Below are 24,940 nucleotides of genomic sequence, written 5' to 3' on the forward strand. Positions count from 1 at the left end.
TCATTGCGCGGCACGGGTACATGCTTTGCTCACCGCCTGTACATTGACGATCGCGCGGAGACGATGATGAAAGAGAGCGATACCACACGAGACTACCCGTATGCGTCCGGCGGCTGGGGGTCGTTGAAAGCGGTCACGACGATCCTGGCGCAGGAGCATGTGAGCGTTAAAGACAGCGCAGCGCTGCGCAAGCAGAACAAACCGGACGGCTTCATGTGCGTAAGCTGTTCGTGGGCGAAACCTGCCGACCCGCACGTGTTCGAGTTTTGCGAAAGCGGTGCGAAGGCGACGGCGTGGGACCTCACATCGAAGCGAATGACGCCCGAGTTCTTTCAGCTTCACACCGTAACTGAACTGTTGTCATGGCACGATCATGATCTGGAGGAAGCCGGGCGGCTCACCGCGCCGTTGCGCTACGATCCCGCCACCGACAAGTACGTGCAGGTCGAATGGCAACAGGCATTCGACGAAATTGGCCGCGAACTGAATCAGCTCGATCCGGACAGCGTGGTCTTTTACGCGTCGGGCCGTGCATCGCTGGAAACCTCATACATGTACCAGCTTTTCGCGCGCATGTATGGGACCAACAATCTGCCGGACAGCTCGAACATGTGTCACGAGAGCACCAGCGTCGGCTTGAAGGAAGCGATCGGCGTAGGCGTCGGCACGATTACGCTCGAGGACTTCGAGAAGACCGATCTGATGTTCTTCTTCGGCCAGAATGTCGGCACCAATAGTCCGCGCATGCTTCACCAGTTACAGGATGCGCGCAAACGCGGCGTACCTATCATCACGTTCAATCCGCTTCGAGAGCCGGGCCTCGTGCGCTTTGCTAATCCGCAATCGCCGGTGCAGATGCTGACGCCCGACAACACGCAGATCAGCACGCAATATCATCAGCTCAAGACGGGCGGCGATACCGCGGCGATTCTCGGCATCTGCAAGGCGGTGATTGAGGCCGACGATCTCGCCATCGAACAGGCGCGACCGCGCGTCATCGACGTCGATTTCATTCGCGAGCACACAACCGGCTATGAAGCATTCGCGAACTATGCGCGCGAGGCGTCGTGGGCGGACATCGAGAAAGTGAGCGGCTTGCCGCGCGAGGCGATAGAAGCTGCGGCAAACGAGTACATGAAAGCCAATGCCGTGATGATTCACTACGGCATGGGACTCACGCAGCACCGACTCGGTGTGCAGAACGTGCGCATGGTGTGCAACCTGCTCTTTCTGCGCGGTAATATCGGCAAGCCGGGTGCCGGGCCTTCTCCGGTGCGCGGACACTCGAACGTGCAGGGGCAGCGCACCGTTGGCATCACGGAGAAACCGGAACTCGCGCCGCTCGACAAACTGGCCAGTCAGTTCTCGTTCGAACCGCCGCGCAAAAAAGGCTTGAATACCGTCGAGGCATTCGAGGCAATGCTTAAAGGCGAGGTTAAAGGCGTGTTCAATCTCGGCGGCAATCTCGTGCGTTCAGTACCCGACCGTTTGCGCATTGAACCCGCATGGCGCGGTTTGCGTCTGAACGTGAACGTTGCGACGAAGCTCAACCGCAGCCATCTTGTGCACGGCGAGATTTCGTACATTCTGCCGTGCCTGAGCCGCATTGAAATCGACCGGCAGGCGAGCGGCGAGCAAGCTGTTTCGATGGAAGACAGCACCGCCTGCATGCATGGCTCGCATGGCGTGGCCGAGCCAGCAAGTGAGAACATTCGCTCGGAGCCGTACATTGTCGCCGGCATCGCAAAAGCGACGCTGGGGACGCGTTTCAACGTCGATTGGGATGCGTGGCGAGACGATTACTCGGTGGTGCGCGACGAAATAGCGAAGACGTACCCGGAGATCTTCCACGATTTCAATCAGCGCATGTGGACGCCCGGCGGATTTCACAAACCTTTGCCGGCAAGCCAGCGGCAATGGAAAACAAAGAGCGGCAAGGCGGAGTTCCTCGTGCCCAAGGCGCTAGGCGAAGATCCCGACATGCCCGAGCGTGAACCGGACGCGCTGCGGCTCATGACCCTGCGCTCCGACAGCCAGTTCAATACGACGATCTACGGTCTCGACGACCGCTTTCGCGGCGTGCAAGGCAGCCGCATGGTTGTGCTGATGAATCCGGACGATATCGCGGCGAGCGGTCTTTCCGAAGGCGACAAAATCGGCTTGCAGACCATCGCCGACGACGGCTTTGACCGGCGCGTAAGCGGTTTTGCCGTGAAGGCGTACGACATTCCGCGCGGCTGTATCGCCGGCTATTACCCCGAGTGCAATCCGCTATTGCCGCTGTGGCATTACGCGGAGGAGAGCAAGGTGCCAGGGGCGAAGTCGATTCCGGTGAGGATTGTGGATAAGCCGGGCGTGCAGGTTTCGGCGTGACAAATCAGCCGGGCTTCCTACAGCCCGGCTGATCGTAAGTGCGTAATCAGCGCTTAATCGGCACTTAATCCGCGTACCGAGTTCTGCGCGATTTCGGCAAGCAATGCGTCGCGCCGATCACGAGCAACGAGCCAAGCAAGAAAGTGGCGACCGGGAACGTGCCCGCCGTATTCACCGCGATTTCGCGCGGACGTTCGCCGAGAAGCTGGAGTCTGCGGCGCGTCATCTTCGCGCCAAGCGAACGCAGCTCGTCCTTCAACGCGCGTTCGGCGGTGGGCAGCAGTACAGTTTCCTCATCGGCCACATGGTGCATGACTTCGCGCATCAGTTGCTGAAAGAGGCCGTCGTAGGCTGCGTCCTCGGGACCGGTCGCGCGCAGCTTCGCAATCGTCGCGCGCATTTCGTCGTGTTCCGGGCGGCTCTTTTCGAGCGTCTGATCTTCGCTGAGTACGCCGCCCAGCGCCGGGTAAAAGATCTCTTCTTCCAACTGCGCGTGAATTTCAAGCGCGGCACACACTGAATTCACAATTGCGCGCTTGCGCCACCACGCGGTGTCCGGATGATAGCGATGGAACGCGGTGAGTACATGCATATGATCCAGCCGGATCATTGAGGTGATGGTGGGCGACATCGAGGAATTGCTATCGGGCATGGCAGTTCTCCAGAATGACGCGGCGCCAGGCGTCGGTATTGGGGATTGTCGGCATGCGCAACATCGGCATGCGGGCGCTCGCGGATGCGCGACATACCGCATTCTCCGTACCTGCAACCCCGTGTTAGCCAGGTTAGTCCGGAATTGTTTCTATGTCCCGCAGCCAGACGGTTGCCTCGCTATCGCTCGGCGCGCGCCAATCGCCGCGTGGCGACAGTGAACCGCCGGAGCCGACTTTGGGTGCATTGGGAATGCACGAGCGCTTGAACTGACTCGTGTGAAAAAAGCGCTCGGCGAAAATGGCCAGATTGCGTTTAATGTCGGCCAGCGTGTACTGATTGCGCGCGACATTCCGGCCCGCAGGCCAGACGCCATGCTCCCGGTCGGCCCACGCGCTTTGCGAGAGAAACGCCACTTTCGACGGAGCAAAGCCGAAACGCAACAGATAGTACAGGTTGAAGTCCTGCAATTCATATGGACCGATAGTGCTTTCGGTTTTCTGATCGATCACCTTCTCGACTTTTCCGGGCACCAGTTCCGGGCTGATCTCGGTCGCGAGAATCTGTTCGAGCACGCGCGAACCCGCGTCGCCTACCTGACCCGATTCCGCGACCCAACGGACAAGATGTGTGATGAGCGTCTTCGGCACGCTCGCATTCACGCTGTAGTGCGACATGTGATCGCCGACGCCATACGTGCACCATCCGAGCGCCAGTTCGCTGAGATCGCCGGTGCCAATCACGATGGCGTGATGAAAATTGGCGAGCCTGAAAAGATGGCTGGTGCGCTCGCCGGCCTGAACGTTTTCGAATGTGACGTCGTACTGTTCTTCGCCGGTCGCGAATGGATGATTCAGGTCCTTCAGCATTTGCATGCAGCTTGGACGTATGTCGATTTCCTGCATCGAGCAGCCCACGGCCTGCATCAGATCTTTCGCCTGCTGGAGCGTGCGGCTGCTGGTCGCAAAGCCCGGCATCGTATAGCCGAGGATATGCGAACGCGGCAGTTTCAACCTGTCCATCGCTTTCGCGCAGACGAGCAGTGCCTGAGTCGAATCGAGCCCGCCCGAAACGCCGATCACGACTTTCGAAATGTTGGCCGCGCCGAGCCGCTGAAGCAGTCCCTGCACCTGTATGTTGTACACCTCGGCGCAGCGTTCGTCGCGCGTCGCGGGATTGGACGGCACATAAGGGAAGCGGTTAATCGCGCGCATGAGCGGAAGATGCTCTGCGTCCGGCAGCGAAGCCGGCACGCTGACCACCTGGAATTTGCGGACTTCGTCTGCATGGCGGCGCGTCGATTGGCCGAACGTCGTCTGCCGCATTCGTTCGCGCGACAGCCGTTCGAGATCGACGTCGCCGAAAATGATGTGCGACGTATCGAGAAAACGCTCGGATTCCGCCAGCAGTTCGCCGTTTTCGTAGATCAGCGCCTGGCCGTCCCATGCAAGGTCGGTGGTGGATTCGCCGCGCCCCGCCGACGAATACAGATACGCGGACAGGCATCGCGCGGATTGCTGCCCAACCAGTTGATGACGATAGCCCGACTTGCCGATCACGATGTTCGACGCAGACAGGTTCACGAGCACGGTCGCGCCCGCCAGCGCGGCGAACGACGAAGGCGGCACGGGAACCCATACGTCCTCGCATATTTCAATGTGAAAGCGAAAGAGCGGCGCGCCGGGAACGTCGAATAGCAGCGATGCGCTAAACGGCGCCTGCTGTCCGCACAACATTACTTCGGTGGACGATGCATTCTCCGCTGCGCTGAACTGCCTTGCCTCGTAAAACTCGCCATAGTTCGGCAAATAACTCTTCGGCACGACGCCGCATAGCTTGCCGTTTGAAATGACCAGTGCGCAATTAAAGAGCTTATGCTCGATCTTCAGCGGTGCGCCGATCACGAGTACCGCGGGAATGTTCGTGGACGCCGCAACGATGTCGCCGATTGCCGCTTCGCATGCATCGAGCAACGCGCGCTGATGGAAGAGGTCGTCGCATGTATAAGCGGAGATGCCCAACTCGGGAAACACCACGAGCAACGCACACTTTTGCGCGGCTTCCCGCGCGAGCCGCAGCGTTTCCTGGGCGTTGAATTGCGGGTCGGCGACGCGGCACACAGGAACCGCGACCGCGACACGCGCGAAATCGTGACTGTAGAGATTGAAAAATGATCGCGTCATGGTCCGCGGCGCCTCGCGTTCGGCAACTGATTGAAATAATGCTCGATCCGCGACAGTGCATAAAGCGCGGCGTTCTGCCTGATGGTCGTACGGTCGCCGTCGAACACGCGAGTCTCGCTGAACATGTATTCGCCGTCGCGGCGCTTGTAGCGCCACGCGAAGCATTGCGTGCCCGGCGCGAGATCCGTGCCTTTCGGCGGCGGCCCTGCAATTCCCGTATTGGCAACGGCAATATGCGCCGAGCACGCTTCGAGCGCAAGCACGCCGGTGGCCATCTCGCGGGCGACTTCCTCGCTGGTCAGGCCGTGCTCTTCGATCGTCTGCGCCTGCACGTTGAGCACACCGCATTTGCCCGATGGCGAATAGACGACGAATCCCATGTCGAGGCACGCGCCGCTGCCCGGCACGTCTGCGATCAGCGATGCAATCAGACCGCCGGTACACGATTCGGCGGTCGCGATCACGAGACCGCGCGACGACAGAAATCCAACCACGCTGCGGGGAATATTCATTTTTGTCCTCTCTCATTCAGGGCATGGACCGATCACTTCTCTGCAAGCAAGTGCGATACCCGTTGCGCGTGCAGGTACTCGAAGCGGCACGCGGATTGCTCCACACGATGGTCCCTTCACCGGGACGCCATAGTTGTTTGTTCGGTTCGGCCCGCCAGTTGGCGGGCCATTTTTTTTGCCGAGGCCGCGGAAGCATCGGCGCGTCGCTTCGCAGATCGGTACAGCGATTGCTGTTTCTGTTGGGCGCAACCACACGCGACGGTAAAGGAGGCGACGCCCATGATGTTTCCCACAATCGTTATCAATCGCGAGGACCCCGCCTCGATGGACGCACAGACGCTGCTCGACGAACTGAGTGCGACGCTCGCCGTGTTCACCGGCGACAGCGGACAGAACCGCTTTTCCATTCGCGACGTGACGCTCGATTGCTCGCGCTTTCTGGTGGCGCGAAGCGATTCGGCGACTCCGCTTGGCTGCGGCGCATTTCGTCCGCTGGGCGAGCATATCGCCGAAATCAAGCGCCTGTATGCGCGTCCGGGCGCCGATGGCGTGGGCAGTGCAATCCTCGCGCGACTCGAGAAAGAAGCGGCGCAACTCGGTTATCAGGCGCTGTGGCTCGGCACGCACCTGAACAATCGCCGCGCCATCGACTTCTATGAAAAGCATGGTTTCCAGCGCATTGCGCCGTATGGACCGTATGTGGGCAAGGCCGACGCATGCTGCTACGAAAAGCGCCTCGGCGGGCAGGCGCCCGACAATCAGCGCAAGGAAACGATGCGCGACGCGTGACGCGTCAGAAACTCGACGGCATCGCGCGGCACGACACACGCCGCGCTACTTATGCAATTTTTTGCGTAGCGATTGAATGTCGTTCGCAGTGACGGGCCGCGCGTCGTTGCCCCATGAACTGCGAATCCATGAAAGCACGCTTGCCATTTGCGCGTTCGTGAGCGTTTGAGCGAAACCAGGCATGGCCTGGCGCGGCGGCCCGCCGATCGTCGCGGGACTGTTGCCGCCTTCCACCATCAAGCGGATCAGCGACGTCGTGTCTTCGGTGATCACCGACGGATTGCCCGCGAGGCGCGGAAACACATTCGGCACGCCGGTGCCTTCCGCGCCGTGACATTGTGCGCAGAACGAAACATAGACGCGTGCGCCGACCGATTGCGGCGCATCGACGCGATTGCCGTTGCGCGTCGGCAAGTCGGGCTGAGCATGCGGATCGTAGCGTCCGGAAGGCTTTTGCGCGGGCAGCGATTTCAGATAGTGCGCCATCGCGAGCGCGTCGTCGTCCGTCAGATACTGCGTGCTGTCTTCGACCTGCTCGACCATCGAGCCGAATGCCGCGAGACCCGCACCGTGGCCCGTCTTCAGAAACGCGGCGAGATCTTTTTCGCCGATGCGCCCGAGCCCCGAGCCGGGATCGCCAGTGAGATTCGGCGCAAACCAGTTGTCGTTGACTCCACCACTCAGATAAGTAGACGACGTTTCGTCGTAGCCGCGTTCCTGGAAGCCCAGGCCGCGAGGCGTGTGGCATGCGCCGCAATGGCCAGGGCCTTGCACGAGAAACGCGCCGCGATTCCATTGCGCGTCGCGTCCCGGCTTCGGCCGATACGGTTCTTTCGGAGCGAAAAGCTGTTGCCAAAAATACAGCACCCAGCGCTGATTGAAGGGGAACGGTACTTTCGTCGGCGGCGCAGGTTCGGGAACCGGCTTCACGCCATGCATGAAATACGCGTAAAGCGCGCGCATGTCGTCGTCGGACATTTTGGAAAACGACGCATACGGCATGGCGGGATAGAGGCGCTTATTGCCTGGCGACACGCCTTCTCGCACGGAGCGCGCGAAGTCTTCATAGCTGAATGCGCCGATCCCATAGCGCTTGTCCGGCGAGATATTGCTGCTGACGATCGTGCCGAAGGGGGAGGTCAATCCGAGGCCGCCGCCGTACGCTGGTCCGCCGACTGCGGTATGGCATCCCGCGCAGTCGGATGCTTTCGCGAGATAGTCGCCGCGCGCGACGAGCGCGACGAGCGCGGCGTCCGCGGCTTGCGATTGCTGCGCGCATGCGCGCTGTTGCGGCGAGACATACAGCACGCCAAGCACGCACAGCATCGCGGCAGCGCCCAGCGCCCTATAGGTGAAGCGCCGCATCATGAATTGCTGTCTCTGTGTGCGGGCAGCGCGTTCGGCATCAGCGTCGCGGGCGCGCGATGCATCAGCCAACGCGCGCCGGTCGCAAGCGCCGCGATCAGATAGGCGAGGCCGCCGGGCACCCACATCACGAGCCCGCCGAGTTGTTGATCCTGCAACGGATCGAAACCGAGCGCCGACGTGGGCTCGATATACGCGGGATACCAAAGTCCCGGCGCGAGCGTGAGCAATGCGCCGAGCGCGCCGGTGTGAACCATCGTCGTGAAGAGCGACAGCATCGCATAGCCGCTCTGATCGCGTCGCGTGCCTTCGCCGAAAACGACCCACCAGAACAATAGTGCGCTCAGCAGAAAACTCGCATGTTGAAGCGTGTGAATAGCGGAGGACGCAAGCGCCGCTTCGAACAGACGCGGCATATGCCAGGCCCACAACGCGGCGGCATGCAGCATCCACGCGACGGCCGGCGCGCACAGCGTTCGCCAGAGTGCGCGCAACGGCGGCGTGCGAACCGCCGCCGCTATCCGGTGACGCGCGGCGGGAGGAAAGGCCCATAGCCATACCGCGAGCGGCCTGCTGAGCACGAGCAGCGGCGCGGCGACGATCATCATCAATTCGTGCTGAACCATGTGCGCGGAGAAGAGCGCGGCGCTCAACGCATCGAGTGGCGAATCGAGCGCGGCGACGAGCATGAGCCATCCGAGCACGAATGCGCCTAGCTGACGCGCGCGAACCTCGCGGCCGCGTTTGCTGCGCGCGCGCAGACGCCGATAGCCGGCCACATACAAAGCAAGACTCGCGATCAGCAATGCGACGACCCACGGCTCGAACGTCCAGCGCAGCACAGGCGGCGCACTGCGTTCGACAGCGCTCAGCACATGCGCTTTTACCTCGGCAGAAGCGCAGAGCGCGGCGCAGGCAAGCAGACAACGGAGCGGATTGTTCATTGCACGCACGGAGAAATAAGCCATTGCGGTATCCACATTGCGACGAGCGCGAGCGTCGAAAGCATGCCGACCCATGTGGCCGCGCAAGCCATCATCGCGGGCCGCGCAGGCAGGGCCGGCGCGCTCGCCGGCGCAACCATGCCGGCCTCGCGCCAGCGATGCCACGCAAGCAGCGTGGCGACGATCGAGAACAGCAGCGCGCTGCCGGTCACGCTGCCCAAGGGCAAGAGCGTGCGCCACGCGCACGAGGGCGTGACGAGCGCATAGTCGGCGCTCAGCGCGGCGAGTACCGCGGAGGGCGCACCAAGGAGCGCGAGCCAGGTTCGCATGGCAACCTCCATCACAAGCGGGGAGCAAGATAGATCACCGCATAGATCGGCAACCAGCTCAGTACGACGAAGTACCAGTACAGCGCGTTCTCGCTGACATCGACGAAACGCTTTCCTTCGAATGGTCCGGTGAATAACAGCACGGCGAGGACCGCGGTGTCGACGGCGTCGGTAATCAGGTGAGTGGTGTGCAGACCGAGCAGCAGCCACACGACGGAGCCATACGCGTTCGCATACCAGCTCACGTTGAGCGCCGCGAATTCGAAGCCGCGAATCACGAGGAACACGACGGCGAACAGCAGACACACCGCGAGCCACAGCCGCGCGCGGCCGCGCTGCTCGCAGTCGGCGGCGCGCTTCGCGAGTTGATTCGGCCACATGCTCAGCAACAGTACCGCCGTGTTCACGCTGCCCCACAGCAGCGCGGGCGGCGCCGCGTCGAGCGGCCAGTGCGCGGTGAGGCTGCGCAGATAGAAGTACGCCATTGCCGCGATGGCGAAGACCGTGCCTTCGATCAGCATCAGGCACACGGTGCCCCACCACATCAGGCTGCGGTGTCCGAAGCCGAAGCTCGGCAAATGACGCACGTCCAGCATCAACGCAGGCGCGGCGCCCTGTTGGTCCAACGCCGCATTGCCGGGCACCTTGCGCAGTTCCGTCATGGCCGTTGCTCCAACTGAAGCGCGCGCCGGTTTTGCCCGCGATTCGGCCAGAACCAGCCGATCATCGCGACGATCACGGGCACCGAGCCCCACACCACGGCCCACGGCGAAAAGATCGAGCCGATGAAGAGCACCGTGGTCGCCACCGCGCTGATAAACGGCCAGATCGACGGCGACGGAAACAGCAAGCGCAGGTCGGGCAATGCATCGAGTGCAGTGGTGGACAGCACTTCGCGCGACTCCGCCGCGAGTCCGCTGACATGCGTCGGCTGAGCGCCTGGTTCCCACAGCGGATCGCGTCCGTGAACCACCGGCAACGCGTCGAAATTATGCGGCGGCGGCGGGCTCGCGGTGCTCCACTCGAGCGTGCCCGCGCCCCACGGATCGGCGCCCGCAATTGCACCATGCCGATAGCTACGGAGCACATTGACGATAAAAATCAGTACGCTCACTGCGATCGTTATCGCGCCGATCGTTGCCGTCATGTTCAGGCCGTCCCAGCCCATTGCATGCGGATACGTCCACACGCGCCGCGGCATGCCGTGCAGACCGAGGATGTGCATCGGAAAGAACGTGACGTTAAAGCCGATAAAAAAGAGCCAGAATTGCAGGCGTCCGAGCGTCTCGTTCAGCATTCGGCCGGTCGCTTTCGGAAACCAGTAATAGAACGCGCCGAATAGCGGAAACACCGCGCCGCCAAGCAGCACGTAATGCAGGTGCGCGACGACGAAGTACGTGTCGTGCACCTGCAGATCGAGCGAGACCGAACCAAGCATCACGCCCGTCATTCCGCCGAGTACGAGAATGAAGAAGAAGCCGAGCGCGAACCACAGGGGCGTCTTCAGATTGACGCGTCCTGTCCAGAGCGTCGCGATCCAGCAGAAGATCTGCACGCCGGAGGGAATGGCGATCATCAGGCTCGCCGCGGTAAAAAAGCTCTTGCCGAGCGCGGGAATGCTCGTCGCGAACATGTGATGCACCCACAGCCCGAACGCGAGAAACGCGGTGGTGATGAGCGCCAGCACCATCGCCGGATAGCCGAAAATGGGGCGGCGCGCGAACGTCGGAATGATCGACGATAGAAAGCCGAGCGGCGGAATAAAGATCAGGTACACCTCGGGATGGCCGAAGAACCAGAACAGGTGCTGCCACAACAAGACGTCGCCGCCGCGCGCCGCGTTATAGAAATGCGTGCCGACGAGACGGTCCAGAATCAGCGCGGTACTGCTCAGCATCACCGCCGGCATCGCGAACAGCACCATGAATTGCGTGATCAGCGTGGCCCACACGAAAAGCGGCATGCGGTTGAGCGACATGCCCGGCGCGCGCATCTTGAAGATGGTGGTGATGAGCACCACCGCTTCGAGCAGGCCGGAAAGCTCGGTGAAGGTGATCATCTGCGCCCAGATGTCGACGCCTTTGCCGGTCGAATAGTCGGGTCCGGCGAGCGGCACGTAACTGAACCAGCCGGCGTCGGGGCCGGCGCCGAGCAGAAACGCTACATACAGCGTCGCGCCGCCGAACAGGAAGACCCAGTACGCGTAGGCGTTCATCCGCGGAAAGGCGACGCTGCGCGCGCCGATCATCAACGGTACGAGCCAGCCGGCGACGGCCTGCATGACCGGCACGGCGAACAGAAACATCATCGTCGTGCCGTGAATCGTGAAGAGCTGGTTGTACAGCTCCGGGCCGACGAGGCGATTGCCGGGCCGCGCGAGTTGCAGGCGCATCGCAAGCGCGAGCAGGCCGGCAAGCAGGAAGAACACGAACGTGGTGATGACGAAGCGCCGCGCCACGGTCTTGTGATTGATCGCCGATAGCCGGCCGAGCCAGCCGGGCGGATCGCTCCAGGTGCGCGCGAGTGCCTCGGTGATCTGCGGTCCGGCAGCGGGGCCGTCCACCAGATGCTCGATCGGGCGCGCGGAAGTGGAATGACGTTCGCTCATTGAAGGGTTCTCATCCATGCTACAAGGGCATCGAGATCCTGCGCGGATAACTGGCTCGCCGGCATCGTCGTGCCGGGCTTCATGCTGCCGGGCGCCCTGATCCACGATGCCAGGTTGGCCGGCGTGTTTTCGAACGTGCCGGCGCCGAGCATCGGGCGGCTCATGACGTGCGTGAGGTCGGGCCCGAGCACGCCGTGCGCGGAGGTGCCGCGCACGGTGTGGCAGCCCGCGCAGTTGCCGGTCGTGAAGAGGCGCTCGCCCTGTGCCTGCAATGCGTTGGCCGACTGCGGCGCGGGCGCCCGCTGACGCGCGAGCCACGCGTCGTACTGGGCGGGCGGCTCGGCGACCACGGTGAACGCCATCAACGCATGTTCGAGGCCGCAGAATTCGGCGCACTGGCCGCGGTAGGTGCCGGCGCGGTCCGCCCGGAATTCGATCGTCGATTCGCGGCCCGGTATCATGTCCTTCTTGCCGTGCAAGTTCGGCACCCAGAACGTATGGATCACGTCGTCGGCCTTCAGCGAGATCACGACGGGCCGTCCCACCGGAATGTGCAATTCGTTGGCGACGGCGAATCCGCCGCCGCGCGTGTCGTCCGCGTAACGCGCTTCCCACCACCACTGGTGCCCGGTCATCTCCAGATGGACGGCGTCCGCGACGGGCAATCGCGACAGCGCGCGGTCGGTCGCGATGTCGGCGACCAGCAGGCCGAACAACAGCACAACCGACGCAATCGACGCCGCGCCCACCACGCGGCGCACGCGTTTCTCCGGACGCTCAAGCGGGCCCAGGTCGGGGCTGGCATCGCGGCTCACGCGCGGCGCGCGCGCCATTGCGACGAGCAGCGCGATCAGCACGGCCGCGAAAACGAGCGAGCAGACCGTGAGCGTCAGCGTCCAGAGCGTGAAGATGTGCGACGCCTGCACGCCTGCCGGGCTGAGCGCATCATGGGCGGGCGTGGCCCGTGCATTCGACGTTGCGCTGCAGCAGCAAAGCGCGGCGATCCGCAGCAGCCACGAGGCATGCCGCCGCTTTCCAGCAGGGTTGTCCAGCCGGCGTCGAGATGCTTGGCCTGTGTGCATGCTTGCGCGAGGTGGCGTGATGGTGGGGACGTTTGCGACTGGCTAGCAATCGCTGTACCTCGCGCGAGGCCGCGCCGGCGGCGCTTTCAAACGCTTACAGAAGTCGCGCCCGTCTTACTTAATGAGCGGCGAGAGCGCTTCATATCGCCGGCGTTCGCTAATAAAATGTTGCGATGCGCATGAGGCCGCAGAGCCCCGGCTTGCCGCTGCTTTATGTGCGAAAGAACAGAAAACCAGTACAAGAACACGGGGTGCGCCGTCGCCGGCGCATTGAATCGCAGACCAGGTCCTCGGCCTATTGTCCAGGAGCAGCTTGATGGCGCATGCATACGAGCCGGATGACATCGTTCAGAACTGGGCGAATATATGGCTTCAGTCTTTGCGCGACTATGCGGTGATCGGCCTGTCGGAAGACGGCCGCATTCGCTCGTGGAATCCGGGCGGAGAAGCCATTCACGGCTATAGCGAAGAAGAAGTGATCGGTCAGCCGCTCGACATCTTCTATAGCGCCGAGCAGCGCGCCAAAGGTCTGCCGCAAACGGCGCTCGCCACGGCGCGCCGCGAAGGCCGCTTCGAGGGTGAAAGCTGGCGGCTACGCAAGGACGGCAAGGCGTTCTGGGCGAGCGTCGTTCTGACCGCGCTGCGTTCGTCCGACGGCGCGCTGCTCGGCTTCGGCGAGATCGTGCGCGATATGACCGACAAGAAAGCGGTGCATGACGCGGTGCTCGAAAGCGAGCGGCGTTTCCGGCTGCTCGTCGACGGCGTGACGGACTACGCGATCTTCATGCTGTCGCCGGAAGGCCGCGTGACGAACTGGAATTCGGGCGCGCATCGCATCAAGGGCTATGCGGCGAATGAGATCATCGGCTCGCATTTTTCGCGCTTCTATACACCGGAAGATGCCGCGCGCGGACTGCCGCAGCGCGGCCTGGAAGCCGCCGCCCGCGACGGCCGCTTCGAATCGGAAGGCTGGCGCGTGCGCAAGAACGGCTCGCGTTTCTGGGCGCATGTGGTGATCGACGCGATTCGCCACAACGGCACGCTGGTCGGCTTCGCGAAGATCACGCGCGACATCACCGAGCGAATGGAAGCGACGCGTTTGCTCGAAGAGACCCGCGTCGCACTCGTGCAGTCGCAGAAGATGGAAGCCATCGGCAAGCTGACGGGCGGCGTCGCGCACGACTTCAACAATGTCATGCAGATTTTGCGCGGCAACCTCGAACTGCTGGAAAGCCGCCATAAGCGCGACGGCTGGACCCGTGAGCGTCTCGACAAGGCGATCGACGCCGTGGAGCGCGGCGCGAAGCTCGCGTCGCAACTGCTCGCGTTCGGGCGTCAGCAGCCGTTGCGGCCGATCGTGATCAATCTCGCTTCCGCGATTCGCGGCATGGACGACCTGCTGCGCCGCGCGCTCGGCGAAACCGTCGAGATCGAAACCGTGGTGGCGGGCGGCCTGTGGAATACGCTCGTCGACGTGCATCAAATGGAGAACGTGATCCTCAATCTCGCGATCAATGCGCGCGACGCGATGAAGGAGGGCGGCAAGCTGACCATGGAAGTGTCGAACGCGATGCTCGACGACCATTACGTCGCGGGTTTTCCCGACGTGCCCGCAGGCCAGTACGTGATGCTCGCCGTGACCGATAGCGGCACGGGCATGCCGCCCGAAGTCGTGCAGCGCGCGTTCGATCCGTTCTTCACGACCAAGCCGGAAGGCGAGGGCACGGGCCTGGGTCTGAGCATGGCCTACGGCTTCGTGAAGCAGAGCGGCGGTCACATCCGGATTTACAGCGAGGTCGGACACGGCACGACGGTCAAGATCTATCTGCCGCGTTCGATGGAAGAAGCGGTCGAGGCGCCGGTTTCGCAGCCGGTCACGCTGCTCGGCGGAACGGAGACGATCCTCGTCGTGGAAGACGACAAGGACGTGCAATCCACTGTGGTCGATACGCTCTCCGGTCTGGGCTACAGCGTGCTGAAGGCGAACGAGGCCGAGCAGGCTCTCGCCGTGGTGCGCAGCGGCGTGCACATCGACCTGCTGTTTACCGACGTGGTGATGCCCGGCCCGCTGCGCAGTCCGGCGATGGTCGCGCAGGCAGTGCAGATGTTGCCGCGTCTGAAGGTGCTGTTTACATCGGGCTATACGCAAAACGCGATTGTGCACGGCGGGCGGCTCGACCCCGGCGTCGAGTTGCTGAGCAAGCCGTATAGCCGCGAACAACTGGCGTACAAGATCCGGCAGATACTCGGCGTTGCGCCGCTCGTGCGCACTACCAACACCAATACCAACAGCGTTAGCAATGCGCACATGAACAGCACTAGCAACAGCAATAGCAGCAGCCGCGGCCACGAAACGCAGCAGCCGGCCGGCGGCGAGACGAGTCTGCGCCTGCTGCTGGTCGACGACGACATCGACACGTCCGAGGCCATCGGCGAATTGCTGAAGCTCGTCGGCCACGATCCGGTTGTCACCGGTTCGCCGCAAGAGGCGTTGCGCCTGCTTGAAGCGCAACCATTCGACGTGCTCATCACCGATCTGTCGATGCCTGTCATGCCGGGGCTCGAGTTGGCGCAACGCGCCACGCAATTGCGGCCCACGCTACGGGTTATTTTTGCGTCCGGCCACGAGATGCCCGCGGTCGACACGTTGCCGTTTCGCTGGGGAGCGCTTCGCAAGCCGTATAGCATCGACGAATTGAGCGCGATGCTGCGCGGTTTCGACGACTAGCAGGACCGCACGCGACCTGTCAGCGTCCAAAGGTATTGCACGCGAATCGGAACTGAGCGACCGCGGCGGCGGCGTCGCGTTTGCCGCGTTGCCGCAGTTCGTCTGCGAGGAGCTTCTGGAAGACGGCCGCTTCCTTTTCGCCGTACAGTTGGCAGAACTCGGTCAGCGTTTCCGCAATCGCGCGCCGTTCGCTTTCGCGACTCAATGTGCTGCTGATATGCGAAGACCCGCGCGCGAGTTCGAGCACGTACGCAAGACGTGCATTCGCCGCGGCGGCGCCGGCTGTTTTTGCCTTCGGCATGGGTTCTCTCACTATTTTTATTGATGTACGGCGAGGCTGGCTCGCCGGTATCGCGTGGTGACAGACGTTGCTTTGAATCTATCGTTTGAATTTATCGCGCGATGCTGAAGGAAATCTTAAGGCTGGTCTCTAGCGGCCACCGGACCTAGCTTCTGTCTACCGGCGACGCGTCGACGCGCGACTGGCTGCGCATATCGCGTAGAGCGTCTTCTGTGCCGCGCCGGATCGGCGGCAATCCGCTGATTTTTTCGGCCAGCATCCGCTCGTACACGCCGAAGTGCAGGTCCACTTCTTCTTGCGTCACGACGGTCACGAAGATGCGCACTTGCGAGGGCAGCAAGCCGAGCACGGTGGCAATCGCGGCTTCCAGTTGCGGAGCGCATAACCGGTCTTCCGCGAAGGTCGTTCCGACCGAGACGTCGTAGGTTTTCTCTTCTCGCACCGCAACATCCACGAGGCGCGCGCGGGCGCTCATGTTGTTCTCTATCGCGATCCGTATCACGTCGACGGCGGTTCGCATTCCCTCGGTGGGAAACCCTCTTGGCGAGCGCAGGCACACGCGGTGACGTCCAAGAGTGAGCCAGTCTGAATCGAATTCCATGCCTTTTCTCCGACACTTTTTGATCTCGCACAACTATGTGGCTGCGCCGCTATTTTTCAAGCCCGGAAATTTGCGTGAAGGGTCTTGAAATCGTTGCGCGCGGATTTATTTTAGAAGTCGTTCAGTGAGTTGCGATCATGCAGACGCGCCGTTTCTGCAATGCGCTGCGTGTTCGATTTGTCTGTCAGGGGCTGCGGGCAGGCGGAGTGCAGTGTGCAGTGCCGTCCTCTCCTCGCCCCGGTACTACCGAGGAGGAAACGATCATGAGCGACCTTTACTTCGCGACCGACCTGTTCAGCCAGTTCGACCGTCTGCAGCAGCAGATGTCGGCGCTGTTCGGCGGTTTTCCTTCGAGCATCCGCTCGAGCCGCCTCGCGGCTTTTCCGCAAATCAATATCGGCACCACCGACGACTCGATTGAGATCGTCGCGTTCGCGCCGGGCATCGATCCGTCGCAACTCGACGTGTCGATCGACAAGGGCTTGCTGACGATTGCCGGCGAGCGCAAATCCATCGCGCCGGAGGCGGACGAGTCGACCCGTCAATACGCGCAGGAGCGTTTCACCGGGTCATTTCGCCGCGTGATCGAATTGCCGCAGCAGGCCGATCCCGACAAGGTGGAAGCCCGCTATACGAACGGCTGCCTGTCGATCAGCGTCGGCAAGCGCGAATCGTCCAAGCCTCGCGCAATCGCCATTCAGTGATCTCACCGATACCGATGATGGAGGGAATCATGAACGATACGACCGATGTAGTTCAGAAGGAGCAGCAGCCCGTCGCGCGCGGCGAGCGCGAACCGGCTGAGCCGCGCACGACGCTCACGCCGCCCGTCGACGTGATCGAGAACGCGCATGGCGTGACGCTGTGGGCGGATCTGCCGGGTGTGTCGAAAGAGAAGCTGGAAGTGCGCGTGCACGACGGCAATCTGCATATCGAAGCGGAAGCGAGCGTGCCGACGCGCGCCGGCTTGCGTCTGCAACACGCGGAAATCCGCGCGCCGCATTTCTCGCGCTCGTTCACGCTGAGTCCGGAATTCGACACGTCGAAGATCGAAGCGAACCTGCAGGATGGCGTGCTGAAGCTCGTCATTCCGCGGCGCGAAGAAGCGCGGCCACGGCGGATTGAGGTGAACGTCGGCTAATGGCAATGCCGCGGCCCGTGCGTTAGGGCCGCGGTTTGTGTCCGCGACGCGGCTAACCGCATACCTGCTGTGCGTCGGCATCGCTGTCCGACGCCGGCACGGCCGCGCGCGAGCCCGCGACGATGCGCTCGTACACGCGCAGATAGTCGTCGGCCATGCGCGCGGCCGTGAAGCGCGCGTCGAAAGCGCGGCGGCATTGCGCGCGATCCAGTTCGCCGATGCGCGCCACTGCCTGCACGGCCTCTTCCACGTTATCGACGATAAAGCCGCTGACGCCGTGCTCCAGCACCTCGGGCACCGCGCCGCGTCCGAATGCAATGACCGGCGTGCCGCATGCCATCGCCTCGATCATCACCATGCCGAACGGCTCGGCCCATTCGACCGGAAAGATCAGCGCGCGCGCATTCGCGATCAGTTCCTTGCGCAATGTTCCGCCGACTTCGCCGAGATAGTCGGTGAAGTCGCGCGAACGTTCGAGCAGCGGCTCGATTTGCTCCGTGAAGTACTCGCGCTCGCCGGGGTGAACCTTGCCGGCCATCTTCAACGGCAGTCCCGCGCGCCTTGCAATTTCGACGGCGAGATCGGGCCGCTTGCCGGGCATGATGCGGCCAAGAAAGAGCAGATATGAGCCCGCACGCGGCTCGAATTCGAATTCGTCGCGCGGCAGGCCGTGATGGATGGTCGCTTGCCAATTGGCGAAAGGCACGGGCTTGCGCTGATCGTCGGAGATCGACACCAGCGGCGCCGACGCGAATTCGCGAAACAGAGGTCCGTGATCCACCGGCAGCAATTGCCCGTGCAATGTGGTGAGCGACTTGCATGGCAGCGACCGCGCGAGCGGAAAGTGCAGCGGATCGCCGTGAAAATGCACGACGTCGAATTCATGCGCGAGATCCGCGACGCGCGCGAGCTGCCGCACATGATGCGTGAGCGTGTCCCAGACGGCGCTATCGCGCCATAGTCCCCGCTCGCAGATCGGCACGAGCCGCGCGGCGGTGCGCGAATCCGCCGTGGCGAATAGCGTGAGTTCGTGGCCTCGTCGAACGAGTTCTTCAGTCAGGTAGGACACCACGCGCTCGGTGGCGCCGTAGGCGAAAGGCGGAACGCTTTCGTAGAGAGGTGCGACTTGAGCGATTCTCACAGGCAATCTTGTCATCAGGTTGGGTTGTGGCCGCGTCCGCGATAAGCGCGCACGCGGCCATCGCGACACGCTTTACGACTGGTCTTTTTTCACTTCCGACAAGTCACTTTCCTTCACTTCCGCTTGCCGGACAGTGGTGCCGTCTTCGCCGGTTTCCGACACATCGGTTTCGAATGTTCCTTCGCCGGAATCGTTTTGCGTGGACTCGTTGGATTCGTTCGGGTCGTTCGGTTTGGTTGCCATTGCGTTCTCCCTCGGTTGGTTGGAAGGCAAGTGCAATCAGCAAGGCACGGTCCCGAGCGGTGCGATGCGTTGGTCCGGCGTTCGCGTGGCAGGCCGCGAAAAATTCGTCTGCTTGACGCGCCGCGGCATGCGGGTTGCTGGCCTACCGGTGTCGCAACGAACATTGCGCCACCCTGGCTACCCCGTTCGAACAAGTGAGGAAACGCATGAAGAAGATGACAGTAATTGCACTAGCGTGCGGTTGTTTCAGCCTGGTTCCGGTCGCTGCTAACGCGCAGACAGAAGCCGCTTCCACCACCGCCGCGAATCCGCTCTCGCAGGTGGACAAAGACTTCGTTCAGGCCGCCTCGATGTCTTCGTCGACGGAAATCGACGCTTCAAAACTCGCGACCAGCAACTCCAGCGACAAGGACGTGAAGTCGTTCGCGCATCACATGATGCTCGACCACACGAAGTTGACGGTCCAACTGAAGATGGCTGCACCGCACGGCGTCGAAGTGCCGAAGGACAATTCCGACACGAGCGTGCTCGACGCGCTCAAGCCGCTCAAGGGCAAGGAATTCGATCAGGCTTATATCCAGAAGCTCGGTCTTGAAGGCCACAAGAAGACGATCGCGGCTTTCGAAAAGGAAATTGCCGACGGGCAGAACGCGAAGCTCAAGCAGGCCGCGCAAAAGGCGCTGCCGACCATCAAGGAGCACTACCAGCGCGCCCAGCAACTGGCGTCGAAGAAGGGCGTCTCGGAGCAGTAACGCCTGCTTCCCGCCGATGGAGCCGCGCGAAGCGGCAAGCCCGCGCTCCGTCGACGCCGACCTCGCGCAGCACGCCATGTGGCACGTGGCGTGCTGCGTTTGAATGGTAGTTTGAGTCGTAGCTGTAATGGCAGCCGAGGCCGGCCAGCCGGCCCGCTGCGTTCCGATCAACGCGTCAACTGACGGGAGAAGATCATGCCGCTGAAAAGAGGAACATCCAAAGAAACCGTCTCGCACAACATCAAGACCGAAACGAAACATGGCAAGCCGCGTAAGCAGGCGGTCGCCATTGCGTTGAACCAGGCCCGCAAATCGGGCGCAAAGATTCCGAAGAAGAGCGACAAGTAACGCGCCGAATGGCGCGCGAATGGCGCTCGACACGACGACACCGCAACCTCGGACCGGAGGCGACAGCATGGGCACGCAAGACAGTGAACCCACACAAAGCGGACAAGCTGAACAGACAGGCGGATGCGCATGCGGAGCGGTGCGATTTCGCGTCACGGCTCAACCGCGGCGCGTATCGCTGTGTCACTGCATGACGTGCCGCCGCGTTCACGGCAGCGCATTCGGCGCCTATGCGATGTTCGCCCGCGACGCTGTCGAGTTCACCGGTCCCGTGCAGACCTGGCAAAGTTCGGCGGAAGGACGCCGATACTTTTGCCCGATGTGCGGGTCGGTGGCCTTCATGGAATATCTGGGAAGCGATGAACTGGACGTGCCGCTCGGCGCGTTCGATAACGTCGGGCTTTACGAACCTACTTACGAACTGTGGTGCCGCCGCAAGGAACCGTGGCTGCCTAAGGGCGTGCGTACCGAGTATGAGGAGGAAAGCCCTGAATAGTCGCGTAAAGCATGCAGTGCAGAACGCCGGTGCCTCCGGCCACTACTTTCGCAAACCAAGGAGCAGAGATGAGCGATCCGAAGCAATCCAATACACAACCTGGTAATCCGAAGAATGCGGGCAAGCAGAGCGGCCAGCAACAGCAGAACCAGCAGAAGACGCCGCAGCACCAGGGCGGACAACGTCAGCCCTGATTCGCTGTAGCAGGCTTGCCGGCGTTCGCTTTTGACACGCCGGCAGCCCGTGTGACGACAGAGCGCGGCGCGCATTGGATGCGCGCCGTGTCCGCGTATGCGCCATCGCCATGTGATTTTTTACAAGGCCCCTAACCAGTCGACGATAGCAATTGCAGGGATTGAGATGGTGAGAAGGAAGCTGCACTTTCGCAATAGCTCGCTGCGGGACTTCGCATCGCCCGACGGTGCGCCCACCACCGCGAGCGATTACAGGATCTACCCGACGTATCGACGCACGGCGACCGGCACGTTCACCGGCGACCTGAAGGTCGTGAGGACGACGGATGACCGCGTGATTTTCCCTTACGACGGCGCGCCGATGATCGGTCCATTCGAGACCGCGCTGGAAGCGCGCGAGGCTGCCGCGCGCAAGGGCGCGGAACTGGTCGCGGCGGATTTGCTGAACCCGGAGCCGTGAATGCGTGAAGCGAAGCGGGGCGCGCGGCGTGCGAGGCCGCGCATGAGATTGCAGGCGTGAGGCGCGGGATCAGGCGCGTTCGCTTTCCTTGGCTTCGGTTTTTGCTTCGCTTTTCGCTTCGTTGTTCCCCTCGTTCCGAGCCTTCTCCGCCGCGGTTTTCTCCACACACGCATCCACATCGACGCTCTCCCTGCCATGCGCGCCGACGCGGCTTGCCAGCCGCAGGTACGCGGCCGCGAGCCGCCGCAGATCGTCTTCGGAAGCGTCTTCGATACCGATCAACTGGTTGTTCGCCGCCCGATGCGACGCGAGCAATTCGTTAAGTTTGAGATGCATCGCGACGCTGTCCTTGTTCTGGCTTTGCTGGATCAGAAAGACCATCAGGAACGTGATGATCGTGGTGCCCGTGTTAATGACCAGTTGCCACGCGTCGGAAAAATGAAAGACCGGTCCCGTGACGGCCCAAACGACTATCGTGATGAGCGCGAGGCCGAATGCGATGGGCGAACCCGCGATCCGCGTGACTGAACTGGCGAACACGTCGAATGCGCGCGTGACCGGATTGCGCGATGCGTACGCGGGGCTCGAGGTCGGCGGAATAGTGTTGATGCTGTCCGAGCTGGAGCGCGCTTCTGCTGGTCTCATGTTATTTCTCCCGGAATGATTCTATCGAACGCGCAGCACAGTTCGTGCCGGGTTCGCGCAAGCAGCTTCCGGTAATACGAAAAAATGCTTCAGCAGCACGAGCAGCCGCCGCGATGGCGCATGCCGTAACTGCCCGCGTCGTCGCTCGAATCGGCTGAGCCGCCGCCGAGCGACGGTGCGCCGATCACCACGCGCGCGGCAGCGTTTCCGCACTGCGGGCAGGGCGCGGGTTCATCGCGCTCGGCAATGCGGCGCGCCGTTTCGAAGTTGCCGCATTCGGCGCACTGGTAGTCATAAACTGGCATGGGTGTCGATCTGCGAGACGAAAAATTTAAGTGCCGATCGCCGCGCGGGGCGACTGCGTCGTTTAGTCGACGCCGGCTTGCGATTGCTCCAGTTTAGCGCGCACGCGCGCGGCGAGTACTTCGGGAGAGAAGGGCTTTCTGATCACTTCCATATCGGACGGTGTATCGCCCGGCGCATAGCCTGTGACGAGTATCACGGGCATCCGCGAATAGCGCTGTCTCACCGACTCGGCGACCTGGCGGCCGTTCAGCGCGCCGGGCAGGGCGACGTCGCTGATCAGCAGATCGAAACGCGCGCCCGCATGCAGCAGCCGCAGCGCCGCGGCTCCGCTGTCGGCCTCGAGTACGCGATAGCCCTGTTCCCTCAATTGCTCGGCGGTAACTTCGCGGACGATCTCTTCGTCCTCGACGAGCATGATGGTTTTGCCGGGGCCAGTGCTGTGCTCTTCGACATCCTCGCGTTGCACCGAGGCCGGCATGTAGAGGCGCACCGTCGTCCCTTTGCCGACCGCAGTCTGCATCTGCACGATTCCGCCGGACTGTCTGACGAAGCCGTATATCTGGCTCAGGCCGAGACCGACGCCCTGGCCCGAAGGCTTCGTCGTGAAGAACGGCTCGAACGCGTGCTCCATGATCTTTTGCGACATGCCGGTGCCCGTGTCGGATACCGCGATGCAGCAGTAGCGTCCGGGCAGCGCGTCCTCGAAGTCGGCCACCTCGGCTTCGTTCAGGATCACTTCGCTCGTGCTGATGGTGAGCCAGCCGCCGTCCGGCATCGCGTCGCGCGCATTCACGCACAGGTTCACGAGCGCGCTTTCCATCTGGTTCGGGTCGCATTGCACGAGCCACACGCCGTCGCCGAGTTTCAGCTCGACGTTGATGCTCGCGCCGACCACGCGGCGGATCATGTCCTCCATGTCGTGCGCGATCGCGTCGAGGCTGACGAGCCGCGGCTCGAGCGTTTGCTGGCGAGCGAACGCGAGCAGACGGTGCGTGAGAGTCGCGGCGCGCACCGCGCCTTTTTCCGCGCGCTCGACAAGCGTGACGACGTCGCTTGGGCGGCCTTGTTGCATGCGCACGCGAATCAGGCCGAGACAACTCATGATCGCTTGCAGCATGTTGTTGAAGTCGTGCGCGATGCCGCCTGTGAGCTGGCCGATCGCCTTCAGCTTTTCGCTGTGACGCAGACGTTCTTCCGCACGCGAACGTTCGCGCGCTTCCACATGCAGCGTGTCGAGTGCCTGCTGCAATTCGGCCGTGCGCTCGTACACGCGTCTTTCGAGTTCCTCGCCGCTGCGTTCCAGCGCTTCGCGTATGCGAGCCTGGTCCTCGATATCCGTCGATGTGCCGAGCCACGTCACCGTGCGTCCTTCGGGGCGCACCGGCCTCGCGTGCGTCTGAAACCAGCGGTACGCGCCGTCCGCGCGACGGATGCGATGCGCGACCGCATATTCGCCTTGCGCCTCACTCGAAGTCCATGCCGCCATGGTCGCGTCGCGGTCCTCGGGATGAATCGCATCGAGCCATCCGAGACCGCGGCTGTTCTTCTCCGGCAGTCCGCTGTATTCGGTCCATTGCGGGCTGTCCCACGTGCGCTCGCCCGTGCTCGTGCAGGTGAAGACCAGTTGCGGAATCTGCGTCGCCAGCATGCGGTAACGCTCTTCGCTTTCGCGCAGCGAGGTCGCGTGCTTGCGCGTTTCGGCGGCGATGCGAAGCCGTTCGACGGCGGCGGCAAGCAGGTTCGCGTACGAGCGCAGGAACTCGGTGTCCACGTCGCTAAAGTCACGCGGCTTGCGGCTGTCCACCTGCAGCACGCCATACGCGGGCCGGTCTTTTCCGCCAAGAATCACGACATTGATCAGCGCCTTCACGCCCGCATCCACGATGAACTGCGAGTAGCGGAAGCGCTTTTCATTGGCGATGTCGGGCGAGATCGCGGGCTTGCCGGTTTGCAGCGCATAGCCTTCGGACGAGCCGCGCTCGGCGCGCGCCCTGGCCTCGCCGACGACGCCTGGCGGCCAGCCGACTCCCGCGCGCACGACGAGCGTGACGCGGTCCTTCTGTAGTTCCATCACCTTCGCCATGTCGGTTTGCAGCGCTTCGGCCACGAGCCGGCACGCCTCGGTGAGGATCTCGTCGAGATCGTCGGAACGCAACGCAAGCTCGCCGAATCGCGCCAGAATCGCTTGCTGGTTGACAAGAATGGCTTCGCGGTCCGCAGTGCTCACGGCAAGATCCTTTGCTTGCTTGCTTGAGAAGAAGAAACCGGGCCGCCCGTACCGCGGCGGCCCTATAGATGGCTGCAGCCAGATTCATTCCTGACACGGCGAAAGAGTGCGTTTGCATGCGACGCTGCCACGCGACGTGCGAGCGCGCGCGAGGAACGCGCGATGCTGCATCGTCTGCCACCCGATGACGAACCTCAAGGAGATGCATATGGCGTCCAATAGCAATTCGACCAGTTCCAACGGCGGTCCGATTCGCAAATTCATCGATGTCCAGAAGGCGCTGAAAGGCGCCTCATATCCCGCCGACAAGGCGAGTCTGCTGGACACCGCAAAAGGCAACGGCGCCGACGACGAAGTGCTCGACGCGCTCGAACGTTTGCCGGAACAGGAGTACGGCAGTCCGGCGGAAGTCTCGAAGGGCGTGGGCAACGAGTGATGTCGTGCGGCCGCGGCATGCAAGGCCGCGGCCGCTGTCAAATCTGCAAGCGACGGAACGAACTACAAGCAGCAGCGGTTCGCGT

The 24,940-nt window shown here is 62.6% G+C and carries 27 protein-coding genes; 11 read left to right on the plus strand and 16 right to left on the minus strand.

The annotated features are described in order from the left end of the window. Nucleotides 1-66: 66 nt before the first annotated feature. Nucleotides 67-2,373 (plus strand): FdhF/YdeP family oxidoreductase, encoded by a 2,307-nt coding sequence (locus ABIE53_RS25655; RefSeq protein WP_192699306.1) that lies wholly within the window; start codon nt 67-69, stop codon nt 2,371-2,373. Nucleotides 2,374-2,437: 64 nt separating this feature from the next. On the opposite strand, the gene ABIE53_RS25660 is transcribed toward ABIE53_RS25655, so the two are convergent. From ABIE53_RS25660 to ABIE53_RS25670, 3 genes are all read right to left on the minus strand, one after another. Further along, nucleotides 2,438-3,025: a hemerythrin domain-containing protein gene (locus tag ABIE53_RS25660; RefSeq protein ID WP_006049360.1), complete on the minus strand. Its 588-nt coding sequence runs from the start codon at nt 3,023-3,025 to the stop codon at nt 2,438-2,440. Nucleotides 3,026-3,158: 133 nt separating this feature from the next. Further along, on the minus strand, nt 3,159-5,207 hold the full coding sequence (locus tag ABIE53_RS25665; protein WP_006049361.1) for an NAD(+) synthase: 2,049 nt from the start codon (nt 5,205-5,207) through the stop codon (nt 3,159-3,161). Next, nucleotides 5,204-5,719, minus strand: a complete 516-nt coding sequence (locus tag ABIE53_RS25670) for a CinA family protein (protein WP_006049362.1) — start codon at nt 5,717-5,719, stop codon at nt 5,204-5,206. Before ABIE53_RS25670 ends, ABIE53_RS25665 begins: the two co-directional genes overlap by 4 nt. Nucleotides 5,720-5,998: 279 nt before the next feature. Here ABIE53_RS25670 and ABIE53_RS25675 point away from each other — a divergent pair, with 279 nt between their 5' ends. Further along, nucleotides 5,999-6,508: a GNAT family N-acetyltransferase gene (locus tag ABIE53_RS25675; protein WP_006049363.1), complete on the plus strand. Its 510-nt coding sequence runs from the start codon at nt 5,999-6,001 to the stop codon at nt 6,506-6,508. 45 nt (nt 6,509-6,553) lie between these two features. On the opposite strand, the gene ABIE53_RS25680 is transcribed toward ABIE53_RS25675, so the two are convergent. Genes ABIE53_RS25680 through coxB form a run of 6 tightly spaced genes read right to left on the minus strand, consistent with a single transcriptional unit; the run spans nt 6,554 to nt 12,836 of the window. Next, nucleotides 6,554-7,876: a cytochrome c gene (locus ABIE53_RS25680; RefSeq protein WP_192699305.1), complete on the minus strand. Its 1,323-nt coding sequence runs from the start codon at nt 7,874-7,876 to the stop codon at nt 6,554-6,556. Continuing rightward, nucleotides 7,873-8,841, minus strand: coding sequence for a cytochrome c oxidase assembly protein (locus tag ABIE53_RS25685; RefSeq protein ID WP_192699304.1), 969 nt, complete (start codon nt 8,839-8,841; stop codon nt 7,873-7,875). The genes ABIE53_RS25680 and ABIE53_RS25685 overlap by 4 nt, the downstream gene beginning before the upstream one ends. After that, entirely contained in the window at nt 8,814-9,146 is a 333-nt protein-coding gene (locus ABIE53_RS25690) for a hypothetical protein (RefSeq protein ID WP_006049366.1), read from the minus strand. Before ABIE53_RS25690 ends, ABIE53_RS25685 begins: the two co-directional genes overlap by 28 nt. 11 nt (nt 9,147-9,157) lie before the next feature. Then, entirely contained in the window at nt 9,158-9,808 is a 651-nt protein-coding gene (locus ABIE53_RS25695) for a cytochrome c oxidase subunit 3 (RefSeq protein WP_006049367.1), read from the minus strand. Next, nucleotides 9,805-11,754, minus strand: coding sequence for a cytochrome c oxidase subunit I (gene ctaD, locus ABIE53_RS25700; RefSeq protein WP_192699303.1), 1,950 nt, complete (start codon nt 11,752-11,754; stop codon nt 9,805-9,807). The genes ABIE53_RS25695 and ctaD overlap by 4 nt, the downstream gene beginning before the upstream one ends. Further along, nucleotides 11,751-12,836, minus strand: coding sequence for a cytochrome c oxidase subunit II (gene coxB, locus ABIE53_RS25705; RefSeq protein WP_192699302.1), 1,086 nt, complete (start codon nt 12,834-12,836; stop codon nt 11,751-11,753). Before coxB ends, ctaD begins: the two co-directional genes overlap by 4 nt. Nucleotides 12,837-13,152: 316 nt before the next feature. On the opposite strand from coxB, the gene ABIE53_RS25710 reads away from it, so the two are divergent. Beyond that, nucleotides 13,153-15,564 carry a hybrid sensor histidine kinase/response regulator gene (locus tag ABIE53_RS25710; protein ID WP_192699301.1) on the plus strand — a complete coding sequence of 804 codons (2,412 nt, stop codon included), beginning with the start codon at nt 13,153-13,155 and terminating at the stop codon, nt 15,562-15,564. Nucleotides 15,565-15,583: 19 nt separating this feature from the next. On the opposite strand, the gene ABIE53_RS25715 is transcribed toward ABIE53_RS25710, so the two are convergent. After that, nucleotides 15,584-15,865 carry a hypothetical protein gene (locus tag ABIE53_RS25715; protein WP_006049371.1) on the minus strand — a complete coding sequence of 94 codons (282 nt, stop codon included), beginning with the start codon at nt 15,863-15,865 and terminating at the stop codon, nt 15,584-15,586. 145 nt (nt 15,866-16,010) lie between these two features. Further along, on the minus strand, nt 16,011-16,466 hold the full coding sequence (locus ABIE53_RS25720) for a hypothetical protein (protein ID WP_053859454.1): 456 nt from the start codon (nt 16,464-16,466) through the stop codon (nt 16,011-16,013). Between the two features lie 263 nt (nt 16,467-16,729). Between ABIE53_RS25720 and ABIE53_RS25725 the strand changes: the two genes are divergently transcribed. Further along, entirely contained in the window at nt 16,730-17,170 is a 441-nt protein-coding gene (locus tag ABIE53_RS25725; protein ID WP_006049373.1) for an Hsp20/alpha crystallin family protein, read from the plus strand. A 29-nt stretch (nt 17,171-17,199) separates the two neighbouring features. Next, the gene (locus ABIE53_RS25730; RefSeq protein WP_006049374.1) at nt 17,200-17,607 is read left to right on the plus strand and encodes an Hsp20/alpha crystallin family protein; all 408 of its coding nucleotides are present in this window, start codon (nt 17,200-17,202) and stop codon (nt 17,605-17,607) included. 52 nt (nt 17,608-17,659) lie between these two features. On the opposite strand, the gene ABIE53_RS25735 is transcribed toward ABIE53_RS25730, so the two are convergent. After that, the gene (locus ABIE53_RS25735; RefSeq protein ID WP_192699300.1) at nt 17,660-18,748 is read right to left on the minus strand and encodes a glycosyltransferase family 4 protein; all 1,089 of its coding nucleotides are present in this window, start codon (nt 18,746-18,748) and stop codon (nt 17,660-17,662) included. 72 nt (nt 18,749-18,820) lie between these two features. After that, entirely contained in the window at nt 18,821-18,991 is a 171-nt protein-coding gene (locus ABIE53_RS25740; RefSeq protein ID WP_006049376.1) for a hypothetical protein, read from the minus strand. A gap of 206 nt (nt 18,992-19,197) precedes the next feature. On the opposite strand from ABIE53_RS25740, the gene ABIE53_RS25745 reads away from it, so the two are divergent. The 5 genes from ABIE53_RS25745 (at nt 19,198) to ABIE53_RS25765 (ending at nt 21,241) form a co-directional block, all read left to right on the plus strand. Continuing rightward, complete coding sequence (locus ABIE53_RS25745) at nt 19,198-19,743, plus strand: DUF4142 domain-containing protein (protein ID WP_029966227.1); 546 nt, start codon at nt 19,198-19,200, stop codon at nt 19,741-19,743. Nucleotides 19,744-19,938: 195 nt separating this feature from the next. Beyond that, nucleotides 19,939-20,091 (plus strand): DUF6496 domain-containing protein, encoded by a 153-nt coding sequence (locus tag ABIE53_RS25750; protein ID WP_006049378.1) that lies wholly within the window; start codon nt 19,939-19,941, stop codon nt 20,089-20,091. Nucleotides 20,092-20,158: 67 nt separating this feature from the next. Continuing rightward, nucleotides 20,159-20,587 (plus strand): GFA family protein, encoded by a 429-nt coding sequence (locus ABIE53_RS25755; protein ID WP_192699299.1) that lies wholly within the window; start codon nt 20,159-20,161, stop codon nt 20,585-20,587. A 68-nt stretch (nt 20,588-20,655) separates the two neighbouring features. Next, the gene (locus tag ABIE53_RS25760; protein ID WP_006049380.1) at nt 20,656-20,781 is read left to right on the plus strand and encodes a hypothetical protein; all 126 of its coding nucleotides are present in this window, start codon (nt 20,656-20,658) and stop codon (nt 20,779-20,781) included. Nucleotides 20,782-20,947: 166 nt separating this feature from the next. Next, a complete protein-coding gene (locus ABIE53_RS25765; protein ID WP_029966222.1) occupies nt 20,948-21,241 on the plus strand; it encodes a DUF6723 family protein in 294 nt (97 codons plus the stop codon). A gap of 69 nt (nt 21,242-21,310) precedes the next feature. Here the strand turns inward: ABIE53_RS25765 and ABIE53_RS25770 are convergent, their stop codons facing one another. The 3 genes from ABIE53_RS25770 to ABIE53_RS25780 all read right to left on the minus strand — a co-directional run bounded on the left by ABIE53_RS25770 (nt 21,311) and on the right by ABIE53_RS25780 (nt 24,419). Continuing rightward, nucleotides 21,311-21,886 carry a low affinity iron permease family protein gene (locus ABIE53_RS25770; RefSeq protein WP_006049382.1) on the minus strand — a complete coding sequence of 192 codons (576 nt, stop codon included), beginning with the start codon at nt 21,884-21,886 and terminating at the stop codon, nt 21,311-21,313. An 89-nt stretch (nt 21,887-21,975) separates the two neighbouring features. Beyond that, a complete protein-coding gene (locus ABIE53_RS25775) occupies nt 21,976-22,191 on the minus strand; it encodes an FmdB family zinc ribbon protein (protein WP_114156979.1) in 216 nt (71 codons plus the stop codon). 62 nt (nt 22,192-22,253) lie between these two features. Continuing rightward, on the minus strand, nt 22,254-24,419 hold the full coding sequence (locus tag ABIE53_RS25780) for a response regulator (RefSeq protein WP_029966218.1): 2,166 nt from the start codon (nt 24,417-24,419) through the stop codon (nt 22,254-22,256). Between the two features lie 208 nt (nt 24,420-24,627). On the opposite strand from ABIE53_RS25780, the gene ABIE53_RS25785 reads away from it, so the two are divergent. After that, complete coding sequence (locus tag ABIE53_RS25785; RefSeq protein ID WP_006049385.1) at nt 24,628-24,855, plus strand: DUF2795 domain-containing protein; 228 nt, start codon at nt 24,628-24,630, stop codon at nt 24,853-24,855. The last annotated feature ends 85 nt before the right edge of the window (nt 24,856-24,940 follow it).

Origin of the sequence: Paraburkholderia sp. OAS925, from assembly GCF_040543975.1 — a bacterium.
Classification (GTDB): Bacteria; Pseudomonadota; Gammaproteobacteria; order Burkholderiales; family Burkholderiaceae; genus Paraburkholderia; species Paraburkholderia graminis.

Coding starts and splice junctions, on each gene's coding strand:
- ABIE53_RS25655 (WP_192699306.1), top strand. CDS start 67: ATGAAAGAGAGCGATACCACACGAGACTACCCGTATGCGTCCGGCGGC.
- ABIE53_RS25660 (WP_006049360.1), bottom strand. CDS start 3,025: ATGCCCGATAGCAATTCCTCGATGTCGCCCACCATCACCTCAATGATC.
- ABIE53_RS25665 (WP_006049361.1), bottom strand. CDS start 5,207: ATGACGCGATCATTTTTCAATCTCTACAGTCACGATTTCGCGCGTGTC.
- ABIE53_RS25670 (WP_006049362.1), bottom strand. CDS start 5,719: ATGAATATTCCCCGCAGCGTGGTTGGATTTCTGTCGTCGCGCGGTCTC.
- ABIE53_RS25675 (WP_006049363.1), top strand. CDS start 5,999: ATGATGTTTCCCACAATCGTTATCAATCGCGAGGACCCCGCCTCGATG.
- ABIE53_RS25680 (WP_192699305.1), bottom strand. CDS start 7,876: ATGATGCGGCGCTTCACCTATAGGGCGCTGGGCGCTGCCGCGATGCTG.
- ABIE53_RS25685 (WP_192699304.1), bottom strand. CDS start 8,841: ATGGCTTATTTCTCCGTGCGTGCAATGAACAATCCGCTCCGTTGTCTG.
- ABIE53_RS25690 (WP_006049366.1), bottom strand. CDS start 9,146: ATGCGAACCTGGCTCGCGCTCCTTGGTGCGCCCTCCGCGGTACTCGCC.
- ABIE53_RS25695 (WP_006049367.1), bottom strand. CDS start 9,808: ATGACGGAACTGCGCAAGGTGCCCGGCAATGCGGCGTTGGACCAACAG.
- ctaD (WP_192699303.1), bottom strand. CDS start 11,754: ATGAGCGAACGTCATTCCACTTCCGCGCGCCCGATCGAGCATCTGGTG.
- coxB (WP_192699302.1), bottom strand. CDS start 12,836: ATGCACACAGGCCAAGCATCTCGACGCCGGCTGGACAACCCTGCTGGA.
- ABIE53_RS25710 (WP_192699301.1), top strand. CDS start 13,153: ATGGCGCATGCATACGAGCCGGATGACATCGTTCAGAACTGGGCGAAT.
- ABIE53_RS25715 (WP_006049371.1), bottom strand. CDS start 15,865: ATGCCGAAGGCAAAAACAGCCGGCGCCGCCGCGGCGAATGCACGTCTT.
- ABIE53_RS25720 (WP_053859454.1), bottom strand. CDS start 16,466: ATGGAATTCGATTCAGACTGGCTCACTCTTGGACGTCACCGCGTGTGC.
- ABIE53_RS25725 (WP_006049373.1), top strand. CDS start 16,730: ATGAGCGACCTTTACTTCGCGACCGACCTGTTCAGCCAGTTCGACCGT.
- ABIE53_RS25730 (WP_006049374.1), top strand. CDS start 17,200: ATGAACGATACGACCGATGTAGTTCAGAAGGAGCAGCAGCCCGTCGCG.
- ABIE53_RS25740 (WP_006049376.1), bottom strand. CDS start 18,991: ATGGCAACCAAACCGAACGACCCGAACGAATCCAACGAGTCCACGCAA.
- ABIE53_RS25745 (WP_029966227.1), top strand. CDS start 19,198: ATGAAGAAGATGACAGTAATTGCACTAGCGTGCGGTTGTTTCAGCCTG.
- ABIE53_RS25750 (WP_006049378.1), top strand. CDS start 19,939: ATGCCGCTGAAAAGAGGAACATCCAAAGAAACCGTCTCGCACAACATC.
- ABIE53_RS25755 (WP_192699299.1), top strand. CDS start 20,159: ATGGGCACGCAAGACAGTGAACCCACACAAAGCGGACAAGCTGAACAG.
- ABIE53_RS25760 (WP_006049380.1), top strand. CDS start 20,656: ATGAGCGATCCGAAGCAATCCAATACACAACCTGGTAATCCGAAGAAT.
- ABIE53_RS25765 (WP_029966222.1), top strand. CDS start 20,948: ATGGTGAGAAGGAAGCTGCACTTTCGCAATAGCTCGCTGCGGGACTTC.
- ABIE53_RS25770 (WP_006049382.1), bottom strand. CDS start 21,886: ATGAGACCAGCAGAAGCGCGCTCCAGCTCGGACAGCATCAACACTATT.
- ABIE53_RS25775 (WP_114156979.1), bottom strand. CDS start 22,191: ATGCCAGTTTATGACTACCAGTGCGCCGAATGCGGCAACTTCGAAACG.
- ABIE53_RS25785 (WP_006049385.1), top strand. CDS start 24,628: ATGGCGTCCAATAGCAATTCGACCAGTTCCAACGGCGGTCCGATTCGC.